This window comes from Streptomyces sp. NPDC040410 (assembly GCF_055595715.1).
The window spans coordinates 106,612-123,395 of sequence record NZ_JBVIVK010000012.1; the positions used below are offsets into that span (position 1 = coordinate 106,612).

The window sequence follows — 16,784 nt, forward strand, 5'->3', positions numbered from 1 at the left end:
CTTCACGACCGCCCGGCGAACACCACCCATGTTCAGCCGGGTGCGCCACCGAGCCGGCGGATCGCCGGCCAGGCAGGGGCGGGCTCCCCGAGCCCGCTCAGCTCCATCAATCCGGGGGGATCGAGACCCGATCCGGGGCCGACGAGAGGCCCGGGTCGGCATGGAGAAAGGCGCACCACACATGACCTCCGTTCAGGTCGGCACGGAGAAGGCCCCAAAGGAGTCAGAGGAGGGCTACGAGCGCGGACTCGGCAGCCGCCAGGTCCAGATGATCGCGATCGGCGGCGCCATCGGTGTCGGCCTCTTCCTGGGGGCGGGGGCGAACATCGCCAAGGCCGGTCCCAGCCTCATCCTGATGTACGCCCTCGCGGGCGCCATCGTCTTCTTCATCATGCGGGCGCTCGGCGAGCTCCTGCTGTACCGCCCGGTCTCGGGCTCCTTCGCGGAGTACTCCCGCGAGTTCCTCGGCCCGTTCTTCGGCTACTTCACGGGCTGGACGTACTGGCTGATGTGGGTCGTCACCGGCATGGCCGAGCTGACGGCCGCCGCGATCTATGTCAACTACTGGTTCCCGTCCATCCCGCAGTGGGTGACGGCCCTGGTCTTCCTGGTGATCCTCTTCGGCGTGAACCTGATCTCCGTGAAGCTCTTCGGTGAGCTGGAGTTCTGGTTCTCGATGGTCAAGGTCACCGCCCTCATCGGCATGATCGTCATCGGCCTGGGCGTCCTGACCTTCGGCTTCAGCTCCGCCGGTGACACCGCGGCCGTCTCCAACCTCTGGGCCTTCGACGGGTTCTTCCCCAAGGGCGTCGGCTCGTCCCTGATGACCCTGCAGGGCGTCATGTTCGCCTACCTCGCCGTCGAGCTGGTCGGCGTCACGGCCGGCGAGTCCGAGGACCCGGAGAAGACCCTCCCCAAGGCGATCAACACCCTGCCCTGGCGCATCGCGCTGTTCTACGTCGGTGCCCTCACCGTCATCCTGTGCGTGGTGAAGTGGACCGAGTTCGCGCCGGGCGTCAGCCCGTTCGTCGCGGCCTTCGCGAAGATCGGCATCCCGGCCGGCGCCGGCATCGTCAACTTCGTCGTCCTGACCGCGGCCCTGTCCTCCTGCAACTCCGGTATGTACTCCACGGGCCGTATGCTGCGGAACCTGGCCGACAGCGGCGAGGCCCCCGCGGTCTTCAGGAAGCTGTCCGCGTCCAAGACGCCGGCGTTCGGCATCACCGTCTCCGTGCTCTTCATGGGCATCGGCGTGGTCCTGAACTACATCGTCCCGGAGAAGGCCTTCGGCTACGTCACCTCCGTGGCCACCGCGGCCGGCATCTGGACCTGGCTGATGATCCTCATCAGCCATGTCCTCTACCGCCGCGCGGTCGACGCGGGCCGACTGCCTGCCTCGTCCTTCCCGGCGCCGGGCGGCGCGGTGTGCTCCTACATCGCCATCGTGTTCCTGCTCTTCGTCACCGGTCTGATCGCGTACGACGCCGACTCCCGCGTCTGCCTGTACGTGATGGCCGGCTGGGCCGCCGCCCTCGCCGTCGGCTGGGCGGTCCTCAAGGCCCGCGACCCGCGGGTCACGGAGCGCCGCGAGCCGGAGCTCGAGAAGGCCGGCTGACCGTCTCCCCGGACGTCCGGCCGCGGGGGCTCTCGTGGCGCCCCCGCGGCTGCCGCTCAGGACGTCCGGCATCTGGGCCGTTCCGTACCATCCCTCGGTACGGGACGGCCCTTCTGCTTATCCTGACCGCATGCTCACCATCACCCAGGACCTCTACGACAAGATCGTCGCGCACGCCCGCGCGGACCACCCGGACGAGGCGTGCGGTGCCATCGCGGGCCCTGAGGACAGCGACCGGCCCGAACGCTTCATCCCCATGCTCAACGCGGCCCGTTCGCCCTCGTTCTATGAGTACAGCTCCGACGATCTGCGTGACCTGTACAAGGAGATGGGTGCCCGGGACGAGGTGCCCATCGTCTACTACCACTCGCACACCGCGACCGAGGCCTACCCCTCGCGCACCGACATCTCGTACGCCAACGAACCGTTCACGCACTACGTGATCGTGTCCACGGCCGATACCGAGGGACTCGGCGACTTCCAGTTCCGCTCGTTCCGCATCGTGGAGGGCGAGGTCACGGAGGAGGAGGTCAAGGTCGTGGAGACCTACTGATCCCGCATTTCGGTCAGAATTCATCCACGATGCGAGATCACACTCCGGGACCCGGACCGGGAATCGATACGATGAGCCCATGGTTGTGAACGACGTGAGCGACAAGGCGCCGAGCGTACTGCTCGTGGCGCGGCTGCACGTCGACCTGTGCAGGCTTAACAGCGCCATCTGTTGACGTTCCCTGCCGCCGTACGGCCGTCGCCGCGGCGCTCCCCCAGTGCGAAAGCCTGGGGGGACCCCCATCGCGCGTCCACCGACCAGACACTTCCCGACAGGAGCCCGCCACCATGGCCATCGAGGTCCGCATCCCCACCATCCTCCGCCAGTACACCGACGGCCAGAAGGCGGTGGACGGCAACGGGGACACCCTCGCCGAGCTCTTCGCCGACCTCGAGACCCGGCACGCCGGCATCCAGGCCCGCATCGTCGACGGCGGCGAGCTGCGCCGCTTCGTCAACGTCTACCTGAACGACGAGGACGTCCGCTTCCTCGACGGCATCAGCACCAAGCTCGCCGACGGCGACAACGTGACCATCCTGCCGGCCGTGGCCGGCGGCATGGTCTGACCGGCCACCGCGCGCTCATGCGTTACGACTCCCCGCTGGCCGCGGTGGGCAACACCCCTCTGGTGTGCCTGCCGCGGCTGTCGCCGTCCGCCGACGTCCGTATCTGGGCCAAGCTGGAGGACCGCAACCCGACCGGCTCGATCAAGGACCGCCCGGCCCTGCACATGATCGAACAGGCGGAGAAGGACGGCCGCCTGACGCCGGGCTGCACCATCCTGGAGCCGACCTCCGGCAACACCGGCATCTCCCTGGCCATGGCCGCCAAGCTCAAGGGCTACCGCATCGTGTGCGTGATGCCCGAGAACACCTCCCAGGAGCGCCGCGACCTGCTGCGCATGTGGGGCGCCGAGATCATCTCGTCCCCGGCCGCGGGCGGCTCCAACACCGCCGTACGCGTCGCCAAGGAACTGGCGGCGGAGCACCCCGACTGGGTGATGCTCTACCAGTACGGCAACCCGGACAACGCCGGCGCCCACTACGCCACCACGGGTCCGGAGATCCTGGCCGACCTCCCGTCCGTCACCCACTTCGTCGCCGGCCTCGGCACCACGGGCACGCTCATGGGCGTGGGCCGCTACCTGCGCGAGAACAAGCCGGACGTCAGGATCGTCGCCGCCGAGCCGCGCTACGACGACCTCGTCTACGGCCTGCGCAACCTCGACGAGGGCTTCGTACCGGAGCTGTACGACGCCTCCGTCCTCACCACCCGCTTCTCGGTCGGCTCCGCCGACGCGGTCACCCGTACCCGCGAGCTGCTCCAGCAGGAGGGCATCTTCGCGGGCGTGTCCACCGGCGCGGCGCTGCACGCGGCGATCGGCGTCGGCAACAAGGCCGTCAAGGCGGGCGAGAGCGCGGACATCGTGTTCGTCGTCGCCGACGGCGGCTGGAAGTACCTCTCGACGGGCGTCTACACGGCCGCCACCACGGAGGAAGCCATTGAGACGTTGCAGGGCCAGCTCTGGGCGTGAGGGCCTAGCCGGCGAGGTGACGGACCTGGTCCCACAGGATCGGGTCCACCACCCCCACCCGGCGGCGGAAGTCCCCCACCGGGACCTCGCGCAGCTCGTCCGTCTCCAGGAAGCTGGGGCGGCCGCGGGCGTCTCCCACGGCGCCCGGCGGCAGCGGGATCACACCGGCCCGCTCGTCGTGGTACCTGCTGGTGATCTTCGCGACGGTCGCCCGCCGCCCGCGCACCGCGAGGACCAGACACGGCCGGTCCTTCGCTCCGGGGCCGTCCTCGTAGGGCACGTTCGCCCACCAGATCTCCGTCGGCAGCGGCACCGCGGCCCGCCCGCCCCGCGCGGTCGTCCGCCCCGTCGCCCGCCCCGGCGGCCGACTCCTGCGGCCCTCCGGCCGGCGGCTTCCCCAGCCGTCGACGAGCGTGGCGACCAGCGCCAGCAGAACCACCGCCGCGAGCGCGAGCCACCAGGACGTGTCCATGAGGACGACGTTACCGGCGTGCAATCCCCGTCGCGCGCCCTCTCGGCGGTATCCGTCAGCGCCTCCGCCGCGGGTTCACACGGGCCCGGGACCAGCCGAACCGGTGACAGCACAGGTGAGTTCGCCCACAACAGCCCATGGTGGAGGAGCGACCCGGGGTTTTGCGCCTTACGCTCGACGGACCGCACGACCCCCGTCTTCCCTCTCGAAAAGTTTCCCGCCAGCGGAGGTTTCTGCTTTATGAAGCTCACCGTCGTCGGCTGCTCGGGGTCGTTCCCGTCCGCGGAATCGGCCTGCTCGAGCTACCTCGTCGAGGCCGACGGCTTCCGGCTGCTTCTCGACATGGGCAACGGTGCCCTGGGCGAGCTGCAGCGCCACTGCGGTCTCTACGACCTCGACGCGATCTTCCTCAGCCATCTGCACGCCGACCACTGCATCGACATGTGCGCGTACTTCGTCGCGCGCTACTACCGCCACGACGGCGGCCGCTGCGCTCCGCTCCCCGTCTACGGGCCCGAGGGCACGGAACACCGGCTGACCACCGCCTACGCCGACACCCCCACCGCCTCCTCCATGAGCGAGGTCTTCGACTTCCACACGGTCAAGCCGTCCACCTTCGAGATCGGCCCGCTCACGGTCCACACCGAACGCGTGGCGCACCCCGTGGAGGCGTACGGCATCCGCGTCGAGCACGGCGGCAAGTCCCTGACGTACTCCGGTGACACGGGCGTCAGTCCCGCGCTGGACGAACTCGCCCGCGACACCGACCTGTTCCTCTGCGAGGCCGCCTTCACCCACGGCAAGGAGGACATCCCCGACCTGCACCTCAACGGCCGCGAGGCGGGCGAGACCGCGGCCCGGGCGGGCGCCCGCCGCCTGGTCCTCACCCACATCCCCCCGTGGACCGACCCGCAGGTCAACCTGGCCGACGCGCGCGCAGTCTTCGGCGGCCCGGTAGAAGTGGCGGCGCCGGGGGTGTCGTACGAGATCTAGTGCCGCGTCAGCCAGGGTTGCCGTCAAGGAGCGGTGCGCCGGGCGTCGCGACGGGGCGAACCTTGGCCGACGCGGCACCGGTGCCGCGTGCAGAGCCGGCCCATACGCACACGAAGGCCCCGGAACCTTTCGTTCCGGGGCCTTCGTCACGCCGTACGGCGACGGCTCACGCCTTGGTGAGGTCCTCGAGTTCCTCCTCGGGCTCGCGGCCCGGGGTGGGGAGGTTGAACTTGGTGATGGCGAAGCGGAAGACGGTGTAGTAGATCGCGGCGAAGACCAGGCCGATCGGGATGATGAGCCAGGGCTTGGTGGCGAGGTTCCAGTTGAGCGCGTAGTCGATGAAGCCCGCGGAGAAGGTGAAGCCCGCGTGGACGCCGAGGGCCCAGGTGATCGCCATCGACAGGGCGGTCAGGACCGCGTGGATCACGTACAGGATCGGGGCGATGAACATGAACGCGAACTCGATCGGCTCGGTCACACCGGTCACGAAGGACGTCAGCGCGAGCGAGATCATCATGCCCATCACGGCCTTGCGGCGCTCGGGGCGGGCACTGTGGGCGATGGCGATCGCCGCGGCCGGGAGGCCGAACATCATGATCGGGAAGAAGCCCGACATGAACTGACCGGCAGTCGGGTCACCGGCGAAGAAGCGGTTGAGGTCGCCGTGGACGACCTGGCCGGCCGCGTCCTTGAAGTCGCCGATCTGGAACCAGGAGACGGTGTTCACGAACTGGTGCATGCCGACCGGGATCAGCGCACGGTTGATCAGACCGAACAGGGCCGCACCGAAGGCGCCGAGACCGGTGATCCACTCACCGAAGTTCGCGATGCCCTCACCGATCGGCTCCCACACCAGGCCGAAGAAGACACCCATGACCGTGCCGACGAAGGCCATGATGATCGGCACCAGACGGCGGCCGTTGAAGAAGCCGAGCCAGTCGACCAGCTTGGTGCGATGGAAGCGCTGCCAGATCACGGCGCTCAGCAGACCCATGACGATGCCGCCGAGGACACCCGGGTTGTTGTAGGTCGCGGCCGCGTCCGCGCCGGCCTGGACCTTGGCCTCGGTGACGGGGAACGCCTTCAGGACGTTGCTGTAGACCAGGAAACCGACCAGCGCGGCCAGCGCGGTCGAGCCGTCCGACTTCTTGGCGAAACCGATGGCGACACCGATACAGAACAGCATCGGCAGGTTGTCGAAGATCGCGCCGCCCGCCGTGGCGAAGACCGCCGTCACCCTGTCGGGCAGGTGCAGTTTGTCGTGGACGTCCTGCTGGCCGAATCGGAGCAGAAGACCCGCCGCCGGCAGTACGGCGATCGGGAGCTGCAGGCTTCGGCCGACCTTCTGCAGGCCTTGGAACAGGCCTGATCCCCGCTTCTTCGCTGGGGCCGCGGTTGCGGTGGCGGAGCTCATACTTCCTCCATCGGGCGGTGCATGGTCTATACCACTTAGTGGTGTAGACCTGTTGTAGCACGATGAAGGTGAGATAAGGAACCCGCGGATCCTGTAAAAAGACCGCTACCTGGAGTGACCGCGGTCAGGCATGGCAAAAGGCCCTCCGACCAGCGGATGGAGGGCCAACTCGGCTGTGGGGTCAGACCTTTGTGACGTCCTCGACGTCCTCCTCCGGCTCCCGGCCCGGAGTCTTCAGGTCGAACTTCGTGATCGCGAAGCGGAACACCGCGTAGTACACCGCCGCGAAGCACAGGCCGATCGGAACGATCGCCCACGGCTTCGTCGCCAGGTTCCAGTTGATGATGTAGTCGATCAAGCCCGCCGAGAAGCTGAAACCGTCGTGCACCCCCAGCCCCCACGTCACCGCCATCGACACACCCGTCAACACCGCGTGCACCACATACAGCAGCGGCGCGACGAACAGGAACGAGTACTCGATCGGCTCGGTGATACCCGTGACGAACGACGTCAGCGCCACCGACAGCATCAGACCGCCGACCTCCTTGCGGCGGCCCGGCCTCGCGCAGTGCGTGATCGCGAGCGCCGCCGCCGGCAGCGCGAACATCATGATCGGGAAGAAGCCCGAGGTGAACAGCCCCGCGTTCGGGTCGCCCGCCAGGAACATGTTGATGTCACCGTGCACCTCGGTGCCGTCCGGCTTGACGTAGGTGCCGAACTGGAACCAGATGGGGACGTTCAGGAACTGGTGCAGACCGATCACCAGCAGCGCACGGTTCGCGACACCGAACACCCCGGCACCCCAGGCGCCCAGACCGCTCATCCAGTCGCTGAAGTTCTCCAGCGCGCCACCGACCGGCGGCCAGATCCACAGACACAGCGCCGCGAAGGCGATCGCCACGAACGCCATGATGATCGGTACCAGTCGGCGCCCGTTGAAGAACCCCAGCCAGTCCACCAGCCTGGTGCGGTGGAAGCGTGCCCAGAAGAACGCGGACATCAGCCCCATGAGGATCCCGCCGAAGACGCCCGGATTCTGGTAGGTGAACGCCGTCACCGTTCCGTCGATCACCTGGCAGCCCGTCGCCACCGCCTTCGAGCCCTCCGGGCAGTCCTCAGGGAACTGGTGCAGCACATTGAAGTAGACGAGGAAGCCCACGACCGCCGCGAGCGCCGTCGACCCGTCGGCCTTCTTCGCCATGCCGATGGCCACGCCCACACAGAACAACATGGGCAGACCCAGCGTGCCGTCCAGCAGCGCGCCACCCGCGCCCGCCATCACCTTCGAGACGTCGGTCCAGCCCAGACCCTCGTCCCCGAACACGTCCGGCTGGCCCAGCCGGTTGAGGATGCCGGCGGCCGGGAGTACCGCGATGGGGAGCTGGAGGCTGCGCCCCATCTTCTGCAGGCCCTGGAACGCTCTGTTCCAACGGGCCCGCGCGGGGCTGACGCCACCGGCGGCGGTGGCGGCGCTGTCGGCACTCATCGGGCTCCTCCCGGCAGGACCGGGCTTGGCGACCGCCCACCGGGTGGTGTAGACCAGTTGGCGTGACGGTCCCGCTGTCGTGAACGCCATCCTTCGGCACCCACGACAAGACCGCTCGCAAAGATGGGCCAACTGTGGGTTACTGCGACAAAGCGGTTCGGATCAGGGAGAAAGAACATGGCCACCAAGGCTGAGAAGATCGTTGCCGGGCTCGGGGGCATCGACAACATCGAGGAGGTCGAGGGCTGCATCACCCGCCTCCGGACCGAAGTCGTCGACGCGAGCAAGGTCGACGAAGCCGCCCTCAAGGCCGCCGGAGCCCACGGCGTCGTCAAGATGGGCACCGCGATCCAGGTCGTCATCGGCACCGACGCCGACCCCATCGCCGCGGAGATCGAAGACATGATGTGAGCGCTGTGAGCCTAGCCCGCTCACTCGTCAGGGGCTCTTCCCGCCGCGGGAGGAGCCCTGTCCGCATGTACGGCTAGGCTCGTCGTCATGTCTCGAATCGACGGCCGCACTCCTGAACAGCTCCGCCCGATCACCATCGAACGCGGCTGGAGCAAGCACGCCGAGGGCTCCGTCCTCGTCTCCTTCGGCGACACCAAGGTCTTCTGCACCGCCTCCGTCACCGAAGGCGTCCCACGCTGGCGCAAGGGCAGCGGCGAAGGCTGGGTCACCGCCGAGTACTCCATGCTCCCGCGCGCCACCAACACCCGCGGCGACCGCGAGTCCGTCCGCGGCAAGATCGGCGGCCGCACCCACGAGATCAGCCGCCTCATCGGCCGCTCCCTGCGCGCGGTCATCGACTACAAGGCCCTCGGCGAGAACACCATCGTCCTGGACTGCGACGTCCTCCAGGCCGACGGCGGCACCCGCACCGCCGCCATCACCGGCGCGTACGTCGCCCTCGCCGACGCCGTCTCCTGGGCCCGGGGCAGGAAACTGATCAAGGCCGGCCGCCAGCCCCTGACGGGCACCGTCTCGGCCGTCTCGGTCGGCATCGTCGGCGGAGTCCCCCTCCTCGACCTCTGCTACGAGGAGGACGTACGCGCCGACACCGACATGAACGTCGTCTGCACCGGCGACGGACGCTTCGTCGAGGTCCAGGGCACCGCCGAAGCCGAACCCTTCGCCCGCGCCGAGCTCAACTCCCTTCTCGACCTCGCCGTTTCCGGCTGCACGGACCTCGCTGCCATCCAGCGCACGGCACTTGATACCGTCCTCGCAAAGTAAAGGACGCACCAAGGAAGGCGGACGGTCCGCGCAACCGCGCCGCCCGCCCTCGCGTCAGTACGGGTACCAACGGGGGCCTCTCAGGCCTGCACCAAGGGGAGGAACACCAACATGGCCGCGAGCCGACGTCCACGCCGAGTCCGCCGCAGTACCGCGATAGCCGCCACCCTGGCAGCCGTCGCACTCACCGCCGGACTCACCACCGGCTGCGACGCGGTCAGCAAGGCCCTGGACTGCGTCCAGACCGCCGAGGCCATCGCCGACAGCGTCACCGACCTCCAGCAGGCCGTGGAGAACGCGTCGAACGACCCGACCCAGATCGACGAGTCCCTCCGATCCATCGAGCAGAACCTCGACGACATCGGCGACAAGACGGACAACGCCGACCTCGACAAGGCCACCGAGGACATGCGCCGGGCCCTCACCGAGGTCCAGACCGCCATCAAGAACGGCGACGAGACCCCCGACATCAGCGGAGTCACGGACGCGGCGGGCGAGCTGACGAAGGTCTGCACGCCGTAGGCGACCACTGGGCCGAGTGGCGAGGCCGGGATACTGAACCCCATGACACGCCTGATCCTCGCCACCCGCAACCCCGGAAAGATCACCGAACTCAGGGCGATCCTCGCCGCCGCGGAACTGCCCCACGATCTCGTCGGCGCGGACGCCTACCCCGACGTCCCCGACGTCAAGGAAACAGGCGTCACCTTCGCCGAGAACGCCCTGCTGAAGGCCCATGCCCTCGCCCGGGCGACCGGCCTGCCCGCGGTCGCCGACGACTCGGGCCTGTGCGTCGACGTCCTGGGCGGCGCGCCCGGCATCTTCTCCGCCCGCTGGGCGGGCCGCCACGGCGACGACAGGGCCAACCTGGACCTGCTCCTCGCCCAGCTCTCCGACATCGCGGACGAGCACCGAGGCGCCCACTTCGCCTGCGCGGCGGCCCTGGCCCTGCCGGACGGCACGGAGAGGGTGGTCGAGGGCCGGCTGAGGGGCGTACTGCGCCACGCCCCGACGGGCACGAACGGCTTCGGCTACGACCCGATCCTGCAGCCGGAGGGCGAGACGCGGACGTGCGCCGAACTGACCGCGGAGGAGAAGAACGCGATCAGCCATCGGGGGAAGGCGTTCAGGGCGTTGGTGCCGGTATTGCGGGAGCTGATGGGGTGAGAGCGCAGAGGGGCCGCCCGGCCGGGCGGCCCCTCTGCGTGCGTGCGGCCGGTGGGATTCGAACCCACACGGGCTTTCGCCCACTGCGATCTAAACGCAGCGTGACTGCCATTCCACCACGGCCGCGTGCACGGCCATCGTACCGGTCATGGAGTGCCTGCCTGAGCGGAACCCGGCGGCCACCTCGACACCAGGTGGAGGTGACCGCATGGCAGTTGGGGCACAGAAACGTAAAGCGGCCCGCGCCGGGGGACCCCGGTGCGAGCCGCTCAGGCCGGTGCTGGGCGTCGCTCAGATGCCCAGGTCCTTGATGATCTTCGCGACGTGGCCCGTCGCCCGGACGTTGTACAGGGCCCGCTCGACCTTGCCGTCCTCGTCCACGATCACCGTGGAGCGGATGACGCCCATGTATGTCTTGCCGTAGTTCTTCTTCTCGCCGAACGCCGCGTAGGCCTCGGTGACGGTCTTGCCGGGGTCTGCGAGGAGGGTGATCTTCAGGGACTCCTTCTCGCGGAACTTGGCGAGCTTCTCGGGCTTGTCGGGGGAGATGCCGATGACGTCGTAGCCCGCGCCGGCGAGGAGTTCCAGGTTGTCCGTGAAGTCGCAGGCCTGCTTGGTGCAGCCGGGCGTCAGGGCCGCCGGGTAGAAATAGACGATGACCTTGCGGCCCTTGTGGTCGGCCAGTGAGACCTCGTTGCCGTCGGCGTCGGGCAGGGTGAAGGCGGGGGCCACGTCCCCGGGCTGGAGTCGCTCGCTCATCGGTCTAGCGTAACGGGGGGTCCTGACAGTGCGGCGGCATGTGAAGCTGACAGACTGTCCGGAACAAGCATCAGCAGACTTCGGAGGCCGTACGGTGGCGGACACGTCGGACACGAGAACCCCGGCGCAGATCGAGGCGGACATCAGGCGCCGCCGCGAGCTGCTGGCCGAGACGCTCGACGAGATCGGGGTGCGGGTGCACCCGAAGACGATCGTGGGGGACGCCAAGGCCAGGGTCGTCTCCAACATCGATCACACGCTCGGCCGGGCCTACGTCGGCGTCAACCGGGCCGTGAGTGACGTCAAGGCCCAGTTCGTCGACGAGGACGGGGCGCCCAGGCTGGAGCGGGTCGTGCCCGTCGCGCTGGTCGTGGTCGGGGTCGTGGGGCTGCTCGCCCTGGGCACCCGGCGTCGCAAGGGCTGACCCGGCGGCGTACGCCGGCGTCGAAGGCAGGTAGGTTCAGTGACGTGAGCGCCAAGAGAAACGACCACAGTACCCAGCAGGACAAGCTGCCCATCCGGATGCTGCACGACCGTGTGCTCGTGCGGCAGGACACCAGTGAGGGCGAGCGGCGTTCGGGCGGCGGCATCCTGATTCCCGCCACCGCGGCGGTCGGCCGCCGGCTGGCGTGGGCCGAGGTCGTCGCGGTGGGGCAGAACGTGCGGACGGTGGAGCCGGGTGACCGGGTCCTGTACGACCCGGAGGACCGTGCCGAGGTCGAGGTGCGGGGTATCGCGTACGTCCTGATGCGTGAGCGTGATCTGCATGCCGTGGCCGCGGACCGGTTCGAGGGGTCGGAGGACTCGACGGGCCTGTACCTGTAGGCCGGGGCCGGTGAGACAGGCGGAAAGGGGCCGGTGACCCTCGTCACCGGCCCCTTTTGCCTTCTGTTTGCTACCGTCGGACGAGGCCCGACGAGACGCGCCGTACCGGGACGGAAGGAAAAGACGACGCACCCCTGACACGAAGTCCGTCTCGGAGGTGCCTGTCATGGCCTGGGTTCTGCTCGTCGTCGCCGGTCTGCTCGAGGTCGGCTGGTCGGTCGGGATGAAGTACACCGACGGTTTCACCCGGCCCCTGCCCAGCGTCCTGACCGGTGCCGGGATCGTCGCGAGCATGCTGTTGCTCTCGTATGCCGCCAAGTCCCTGCCCATCGGTACCGCCTACGGCGTGTGGGTGGGGATCGGGGCGGCCGGGGCGGCGGTGCTCGGCATGGTGGTGCTGGGGGAGCCGGCGACCGCCGCCCGGATCTTCTTCGTGTGTCTGCTGCTGGTCGCCGTGGTGGGGCTGAAGGCGACCTCCGGTCACTGACGGGCCGGCGGCCCCGTCACTGTCTCCTTGTTCCGAAAATGCCGGTGCCCGTCGTGGTGCCGCTGTCCGTTCCTCCGGGCGTGCCGCCGCCGGTGCCGCCCGTGGTGGTGCCGTCGGTCGTGCCGCCCGTCGTGGTGCCGCCTGGCGTGCCGCCTGTGGTGGTGCCGTCGGTCGTGCCGCCCGTCGTGGTGCCGCCGGTGGTCCCGCCCGTCGTGGTGCCGCCGGTGGTGCTTCCCGTCGTGGCGCCGCCGGTCGTGGCGCCGCCGGTCTGGCCCTGGGTCTGGCCCTGCGTGTCGTCGCCGGTGGTGCCCCCGGTCGTGTCGTCCTCGTCCTCGTCGCCCGTGCCGGGCTCCGTTCCGGGGTCGGTGGGGGGCACCTGGATCTCCTCGGCGCCCGGCTGGAGCTGGAGGTCGAACTCGGTGACCGGCTTGCCCTCCAGGGCGTCCCTGGTGAACTGCGCCCAGATCTCCGCGGGCGCCCCGCCGCCGTTGACGCGGTCCAGGCCCATCGCGCCGTACAGCGACTTGTGGGCGGCGGTGACCGGGTCCTGGCCCATGACGGAGACGACCGTGGCGAGTTCGGGCGTGTAGCCGGCGAACCAGGCCGCGGTGTCCTCCTCCGCGGTGCCGGTCTTGCCGGCCGCGGGCCGGCCGGCGGCCTGGGCGGCGGTGGCGGTGCCGTTCTCGACGACGCTCTGCAGTATCGAGGTGGTGGTGTCGGCGGCTTCGCGGGTGACGGCCTGCCGGGTGGTGCGCTTGGGCATGTCCATCACCTCCTTGCCGTCCCTGGTGACCTTGTCGATCATCGTGTAGGTGCCGTGCCTGCCGTGGTTGGCGAGCGTCGCGTACGCCTGCGCCATGTCGAGGACGCTCGCGGTGGCCGTGCCGAGGGCGATGGACGGGTACGGGTTGAGGTCCTTGGTGTTGGCGGGGATGCCCAGGTCGATGGCGGTCTGCCGGACTTTGTCGGCGCCGACGTCGACGGCCATCTGCGCATACACCGAGTTGACCGACTTGTCGGTGGCGGTGCGCACGGTGATGTCGCCGTAGGAGTAGCCGTCCTCGTTCTCGGGGGCGTATGTGCCGCCGCTCCAGCCCTGGACGGGGCGTTCGTTGGTGCCGTCGTAGACGGTGTTCGGGGTGATGGTGCGGCCGTCCTGGGTGACCGAGCCGTTCTGGACGGCGGAGGTGAAGACGATCGGTTTGAAGATGGAGCCGTCCTGGAAGTCGCCGCGGGTGGCGTTGTTCGTGTACTGCTTGACGTAGTCGATGCCGCCGTACATGGCGACGACTTCGCCGGTCCTGGGGTCGACGGCGGCGCCGCCGGCGCGGACGTAGGTGTCGACCTTGCGGTTCTTCTTGTCGAGCTTGGACATCAGCTGGTCGTCGACGGCTTTGACGAAGGCCTTCTGCTTGCTCTTCTGCAGGGTGGTGGTGACGCGGTAGCCGCCGGCGGCGAGTTCCTCGGGGGTGACGATCTTGTTGTTCTTCAGGTCCTCCTTGATCGCCTCGACGATGTAGCCGCGCTGCCCGGACATGCCGACGGCGGCCCCGCTGGTCTCCCTCGGCATCGGGAACTTCATGGCGGCCCGCTCGGACTCGCTCAGCCAGCCCTTGCTGACCATGCCGTTCAGGACGTACTCCCAGCGGTCCTTGGCGGCGGCCTTGTTCTGGGGGTGGGCGACGACGTCGTACTCGCTGGGCGCGTTGAGCAGTGCGGCGAGGTAGGCGCCCTTGGCGGGGTCGAGGTCGGCGGCGCTCATGCCGTAGTAGGCCTGGGCGGCGGCCTCGATGCCATAGGCGTTGCGGCCGAAGTAGCTGGTGTTGAGGTAGCCCTCGAGGATCTGGTCCTTCGTCTCGGTGCGGTCCAGCTTGATCGAGATGAAGAACTCCTTCACCTTGCGGGTGACCGTCTGCTCCTGTGCCAGGTAGTAGTTCTTGACGTACTGCTGGGTGATGGTGGAGCCGGACTGCTTGCCCTTGCCGGTGGCGGTGTTCCAGCCGGCGCGGACCATGGCTCCCGGGTCGACGGCGGACTCGGTGTAGAAGTCGCGGTCCTCGGCGGCGAGTACGGCGTGCTGGGCGTCCTTGGAGACATGGGCGAGGGTGACGTTCTCGCGGTTGACCTCGCCGTCGCGGGCGATGACGGTGCCGTCCGCGTACAGGTAGACGTTGCTCTGTTTGGTGGCGAGCGCGTTGGCGGGCGGGATCTTCACCAGGGAGTAGCCGAGGAAGAACAGGCCGGCCAGGAGCAGGATGCCGACGATGAAGGTGCCGAGCACCATGCGCCAGGTCGGGACGAGCCGGCGCCAGCCGGTGCGCCTCGGCCGCTTGGGTTTCTTGCCCCCCGGGCCGGCGGCCGCTGTCGGCTGTTGCGGCCCCCAGCCCTGGTTCGGCTGCTGCGGCTGCGGCTCGTCGCTCATCTCGTGCACGGACTCCTGTTTCGCGTCGTACGTTCCCGTACGACCTCGTACGCCTTCTGCGCCCCCTGTTGAAGACTCTCGCACCAAGCGTTCCGTTCCCGGTTTTCGGCACGCTTCTGACCCGAAAAATGCCTGGCCTGCCTTGCCGCTCTGTGACTAGGCTCCTGCGCTTCGGTGTCGTGAGGGCGGGGAGGGCTGTGGGTGTGGGTTCGGGCCGGCTGTACGCGGCCGTCGCGGCGGGCGGGTTCCGGCGGTACGCGACGTATCGGGCGGCCACCGCGGCCGGGGTGTTCACCAACACCGTGTTCGGGCTGATCCTGGTGTACACGTACACGGCGCTGTGGGACGAACGGCCGCATCTCGGCGGCTACGACCAGGCGCAGGCCGTCACCTATGTGTGGGTGGGGCAGGCGGTGTTCAAGACGCTGGCCATCGGTGGCGGGGGTGTCGAGAACGAGCTGATGGAACGTATCCGTACGGGTGATGTCGCGATCGACCTGTACCGTCCCGCCGATCTCCAACTGTGGTGGCTGGCAGCTGACTTGGGCCGGGCGCTGTTCGAGCTGGCGGGCCGAGGCGTGGTGCCCTTCGTGTTCGGTGCGCTGTGTTTTCGACTGGCTCTGCCGACGGACGTGCTGACCTGGCTGGCCTTCCTGGGGGCGATCCTCCTCGCGATGCTGGCCGGGTTCGCGATCCGCTATCTGGTGGCCCTGTCGGCCTTCTGGCTGCTGGACGGCACCGGCGTGGCGCAGATGGCGTGGCTGGTGGGGTTCTTCTGCTCGGGGATGGTGCTGCCGCTGAACGTGTTCCCGGGCGTGATCGGCGAGGTCGTACGGCTGCTGCCGTGGTCCGCGCTGCTGCAGGCGCCGGTGGACGTCCTGCTCGGCCGCACCGATGTGTGGGGCACGTACGCGTTCCAGGCCGGGTGGGCGGTGGTGCTGCTGGTGGCCGGGCGGCTGCTGCAGTCGGTGGCGACCCGGCGGGTGGTGGTCCAGGGTGGGTGAGAGCGGCAGGATCGCGGACGGGCTGCGCACGTACCGACTGATCGCCGCGATGTGGATCCGGTCCACGATGGCGTACCGGGCCTCCTTCGCGCTGACCGCGTTCGGGAACTTCGCGGCGACCGCGCTCGACTTCGTCGCCATCCTGCTGATGTTCTCCCGCGTGGACGCGCTCGGCGGATACTCGCTGCCCGAGGTCGCCTTCCTGTACGGCCTGTCCAGCACCGCTTTCGGGCTGGCCGACCTGGCGATCGGCTCGATGGAGAAGCTCGGGCAGCGCGTGCGCGACGGCACGCTGGACACCCTGCTGGTCCGCCCGGCGCCGGTGCTGGCGCAGATGGCCGCCGACCGCTTCGGGCTGCGGCGGCTGGGCCGGGTCACGCAGGGCGGGCTGGTGCTGGGCTACGCGCTGGCCTCCGTGGACATCGACTGGACCGTGCCGAAGGTCCTGTTGATGCCGGTGATGCTGGTCAGCGGGGCGGGGATCTTCTGCGCGGTGTTCGTCGCGGGCGCGGCCTTCCAGTTCGTGGCACAGGACGCGTCCGAGGTGCAGAACGCGTTCACCTACGGGGGTACGACGATGCTGCAGTACCCGCCGACGGTGTTCGCGACGGAGCTGGTGCGCGGGGTGACGTTCGTGCTGCCGCTGGCCTTCGTCAACTGGCTGCCCGCGTCGTATGTGCTGGGGCGGACGCTTCCGCTCGGGCTGCCGCAGTGGGTGGCGTTCGCGCCGCCGGTGGTGGCAGCGGGGTGCTGTGCGCTGGCGGGCGCCGCGTGGCGGGCAGGTCTGCGGTCGTATCGGAGTACGGGGAGTTAGATC

Annotated in this window: 20 protein-coding genes, 1 tRNA gene and 1 riboswitch; of the genes, 15 read left to right on the plus strand and 6 right to left on the minus strand. The window is 69.0% G+C overall.

Annotated elements, in window-relative coordinates; all coding sequences use genetic code 11:
• Positions 1 to 181: 181 nt before the first annotated feature.
• The 5 genes from ACZ562_RS23695 (at position 182) to ACZ562_RS23715 (ending at position 3,702) form a co-directional block, all read left to right on the plus strand.
• Positions 182 to 1,615 (plus strand): amino acid permease, encoded by a 1,434-nt coding sequence (locus tag ACZ562_RS23695; protein ID WP_471182463.1) that lies wholly within the window; start codon positions 182 to 184, stop codon positions 1,613 to 1,615.
• A 130-nt stretch (positions 1,616 to 1,745) separates the two neighbouring features.
• Positions 1,746 to 2,168: a M67 family metallopeptidase gene (locus tag ACZ562_RS23700; protein WP_471182466.1), complete on the plus strand. Its 423-nt coding sequence runs from the start codon at positions 1,746 to 1,748 to the stop codon at positions 2,166 to 2,168.
• Between the two features lie 79 nt (positions 2,169 to 2,247).
• Positions 2,248 to 2,343 (plus strand): putative leader peptide, encoded by a 96-nt coding sequence (locus tag ACZ562_RS23705; RefSeq protein WP_471182468.1) that lies wholly within the window; start codon positions 2,248 to 2,250, stop codon positions 2,341 to 2,343.
• A gap of 112 nt (positions 2,344 to 2,455) precedes the next feature.
• Entirely contained in the window at positions 2,456 to 2,734 is a 279-nt protein-coding gene (locus ACZ562_RS23710; protein ID WP_471182470.1) for a MoaD/ThiS family protein, read from the plus strand.
• Positions 2,735 to 2,751: 17 nt separating this feature from the next.
• The gene (locus ACZ562_RS23715; RefSeq protein ID WP_471182473.1) at positions 2,752 to 3,702 is read left to right on the plus strand and encodes a PLP-dependent cysteine synthase family protein; all 951 of its coding nucleotides are present in this window, start codon (positions 2,752 to 2,754) and stop codon (positions 3,700 to 3,702) included.
• Between the two features lie 4 nt (positions 3,703 to 3,706).
• Here the strand turns inward: ACZ562_RS23715 and ACZ562_RS23720 are convergent, their stop codons facing one another.
• Positions 3,707 to 4,174 (minus strand): type II toxin-antitoxin system PemK/MazF family toxin, encoded by a 468-nt coding sequence (locus ACZ562_RS23720; protein ID WP_471182475.1) that lies wholly within the window; start codon positions 4,172 to 4,174, stop codon positions 3,707 to 3,709.
• Between the two features lie 240 nt (positions 4,175 to 4,414).
• On the opposite strand from ACZ562_RS23720, the gene ACZ562_RS23725 reads away from it, so the two are divergent.
• Entirely contained in the window at positions 4,415 to 5,167 is a 753-nt protein-coding gene (locus ACZ562_RS23725) for an MBL fold metallo-hydrolase (protein ID WP_471182477.1), read from the plus strand.
• A gap of 166 nt (positions 5,168 to 5,333) precedes the next feature.
• On the opposite strand, the gene ACZ562_RS23730 is transcribed toward ACZ562_RS23725, so the two are convergent.
• Together ACZ562_RS23730 and ACZ562_RS23735 are read right to left on the minus strand one after the other, a co-directional pair.
• Positions 5,334 to 6,581 (minus strand): PTS transporter subunit EIIC, encoded by a 1,248-nt coding sequence (locus ACZ562_RS23730; RefSeq protein WP_471182479.1) that lies wholly within the window; start codon positions 6,579 to 6,581, stop codon positions 5,334 to 5,336.
• Between the two features lie 181 nt (positions 6,582 to 6,762).
• A complete protein-coding gene (locus ACZ562_RS23735) occupies positions 6,763 to 8,067 on the minus strand; it encodes a PTS transporter subunit EIIC (protein ID WP_471182481.1) in 1,305 nt (434 codons plus the stop codon).
• Between the two features lie 177 nt (positions 8,068 to 8,244).
• Here ACZ562_RS23735 and ACZ562_RS23740 point away from each other — a divergent pair, with 177 nt between their 5' ends.
• The 4 genes from ACZ562_RS23740 (at position 8,245) to rdgB (ending at position 10,470) form a co-directional block, all read left to right on the plus strand.
• On the plus strand, positions 8,245 to 8,478 hold the full coding sequence (locus tag ACZ562_RS23740; protein ID WP_471182483.1) for a PTS sugar transporter subunit IIB: 234 nt from the start codon (positions 8,245 to 8,247) through the stop codon (positions 8,476 to 8,478).
• An 87-nt stretch (positions 8,479 to 8,565) separates the two neighbouring features.
• The gene (gene rph / locus ACZ562_RS23745; protein ID WP_471182486.1) at positions 8,566 to 9,303 is read left to right on the plus strand and encodes a ribonuclease PH; all 738 of its coding nucleotides are present in this window, start codon (positions 8,566 to 8,568) and stop codon (positions 9,301 to 9,303) included.
• Positions 9,304 to 9,414: 111 nt separating this feature from the next.
• Entirely contained in the window at positions 9,415 to 9,825 is a 411-nt protein-coding gene (locus tag ACZ562_RS23750; RefSeq protein ID WP_471182488.1) for a hypothetical protein, read from the plus strand.
• A 42-nt stretch (positions 9,826 to 9,867) separates the two neighbouring features.
• The gene (rdgB, locus tag ACZ562_RS23755) at positions 9,868 to 10,470 is read left to right on the plus strand and encodes an RdgB/HAM1 family non-canonical purine NTP pyrophosphatase (RefSeq protein ID WP_471182490.1); all 603 of its coding nucleotides are present in this window, start codon (positions 9,868 to 9,870) and stop codon (positions 10,468 to 10,470) included.
• A 43-nt stretch (positions 10,471 to 10,513) separates the two neighbouring features.
• On the opposite strand, the gene ACZ562_RS23760 is transcribed toward rdgB, so the two are convergent.
• Together ACZ562_RS23760 and bcp are read right to left on the minus strand one after the other, a co-directional pair.
• Positions 10,514 to 10,596, minus strand: a tRNA-Leu gene (locus tag ACZ562_RS23760).
• 165 nt (positions 10,597 to 10,761) lie between these two features.
• Positions 10,762 to 11,229 carry a thioredoxin-dependent thiol peroxidase gene (bcp, locus tag ACZ562_RS23765; RefSeq protein ID WP_471182492.1) on the minus strand — a complete coding sequence of 156 codons (468 nt, stop codon included), beginning with the start codon at positions 11,227 to 11,229 and terminating at the stop codon, positions 10,762 to 10,764.
• Positions 11,230 to 11,323: 94 nt separating this feature from the next.
• On the opposite strand from bcp, the gene ACZ562_RS23770 reads away from it, so the two are divergent.
• The 3 genes from ACZ562_RS23770 (at position 11,324) to sugE (ending at position 12,541) form a co-directional block, all read left to right on the plus strand.
• Positions 11,324 to 11,653, plus strand: a complete 330-nt coding sequence (locus ACZ562_RS23770; RefSeq protein ID WP_471182495.1) for a DUF3618 domain-containing protein — start codon at positions 11,324 to 11,326, stop codon at positions 11,651 to 11,653.
• 44 nt (positions 11,654 to 11,697) lie between these two features.
• Positions 11,698 to 12,054, plus strand: coding sequence for a GroES family chaperonin (locus tag ACZ562_RS23775; protein WP_471182497.1), 357 nt, complete (start codon positions 11,698 to 11,700; stop codon positions 12,052 to 12,054).
• 69 nt (positions 12,055 to 12,123) lie between these two features.
• Positions 12,124 to 12,187: riboswitch (guanidine-III (ykkC-III) riboswitch) on the plus strand.
• Between the two features lie 33 nt (positions 12,188 to 12,220).
• On the plus strand, positions 12,221 to 12,541 hold the full coding sequence (gene sugE, locus ACZ562_RS23780; protein ID WP_471182500.1) for a quaternary ammonium compound efflux SMR transporter SugE: 321 nt from the start codon (positions 12,221 to 12,223) through the stop codon (positions 12,539 to 12,541).
• Between the two features lie 16 nt (positions 12,542 to 12,557).
• Here sugE and ACZ562_RS23785 read toward each other — a convergent pair whose 3' ends face one another.
• Entirely contained in the window at positions 12,558 to 14,963 is a 2,406-nt protein-coding gene (locus tag ACZ562_RS23785; protein ID WP_471182502.1) for a transglycosylase domain-containing protein, read from the minus strand.
• Between the two features lie 203 nt (positions 14,964 to 15,166).
• On the opposite strand from ACZ562_RS23785, the gene ACZ562_RS23790 reads away from it, so the two are divergent.
• Positions 15,167 to 15,967, plus strand: coding sequence for an ABC transporter permease (locus ACZ562_RS23790; RefSeq protein WP_471182862.1), 801 nt, complete (start codon positions 15,167 to 15,169; stop codon positions 15,965 to 15,967).
• A 49-nt stretch (positions 15,968 to 16,016) separates the two neighbouring features.
• Positions 16,017 to 16,781 carry an ABC transporter permease gene (locus tag ACZ562_RS23795; RefSeq protein WP_471182864.1) on the plus strand — a complete coding sequence of 255 codons (765 nt, stop codon included), beginning with the start codon at positions 16,017 to 16,019 and terminating at the stop codon, positions 16,779 to 16,781.
• Positions 16,782 to 16,784: the final 3 nt, after the last annotated feature.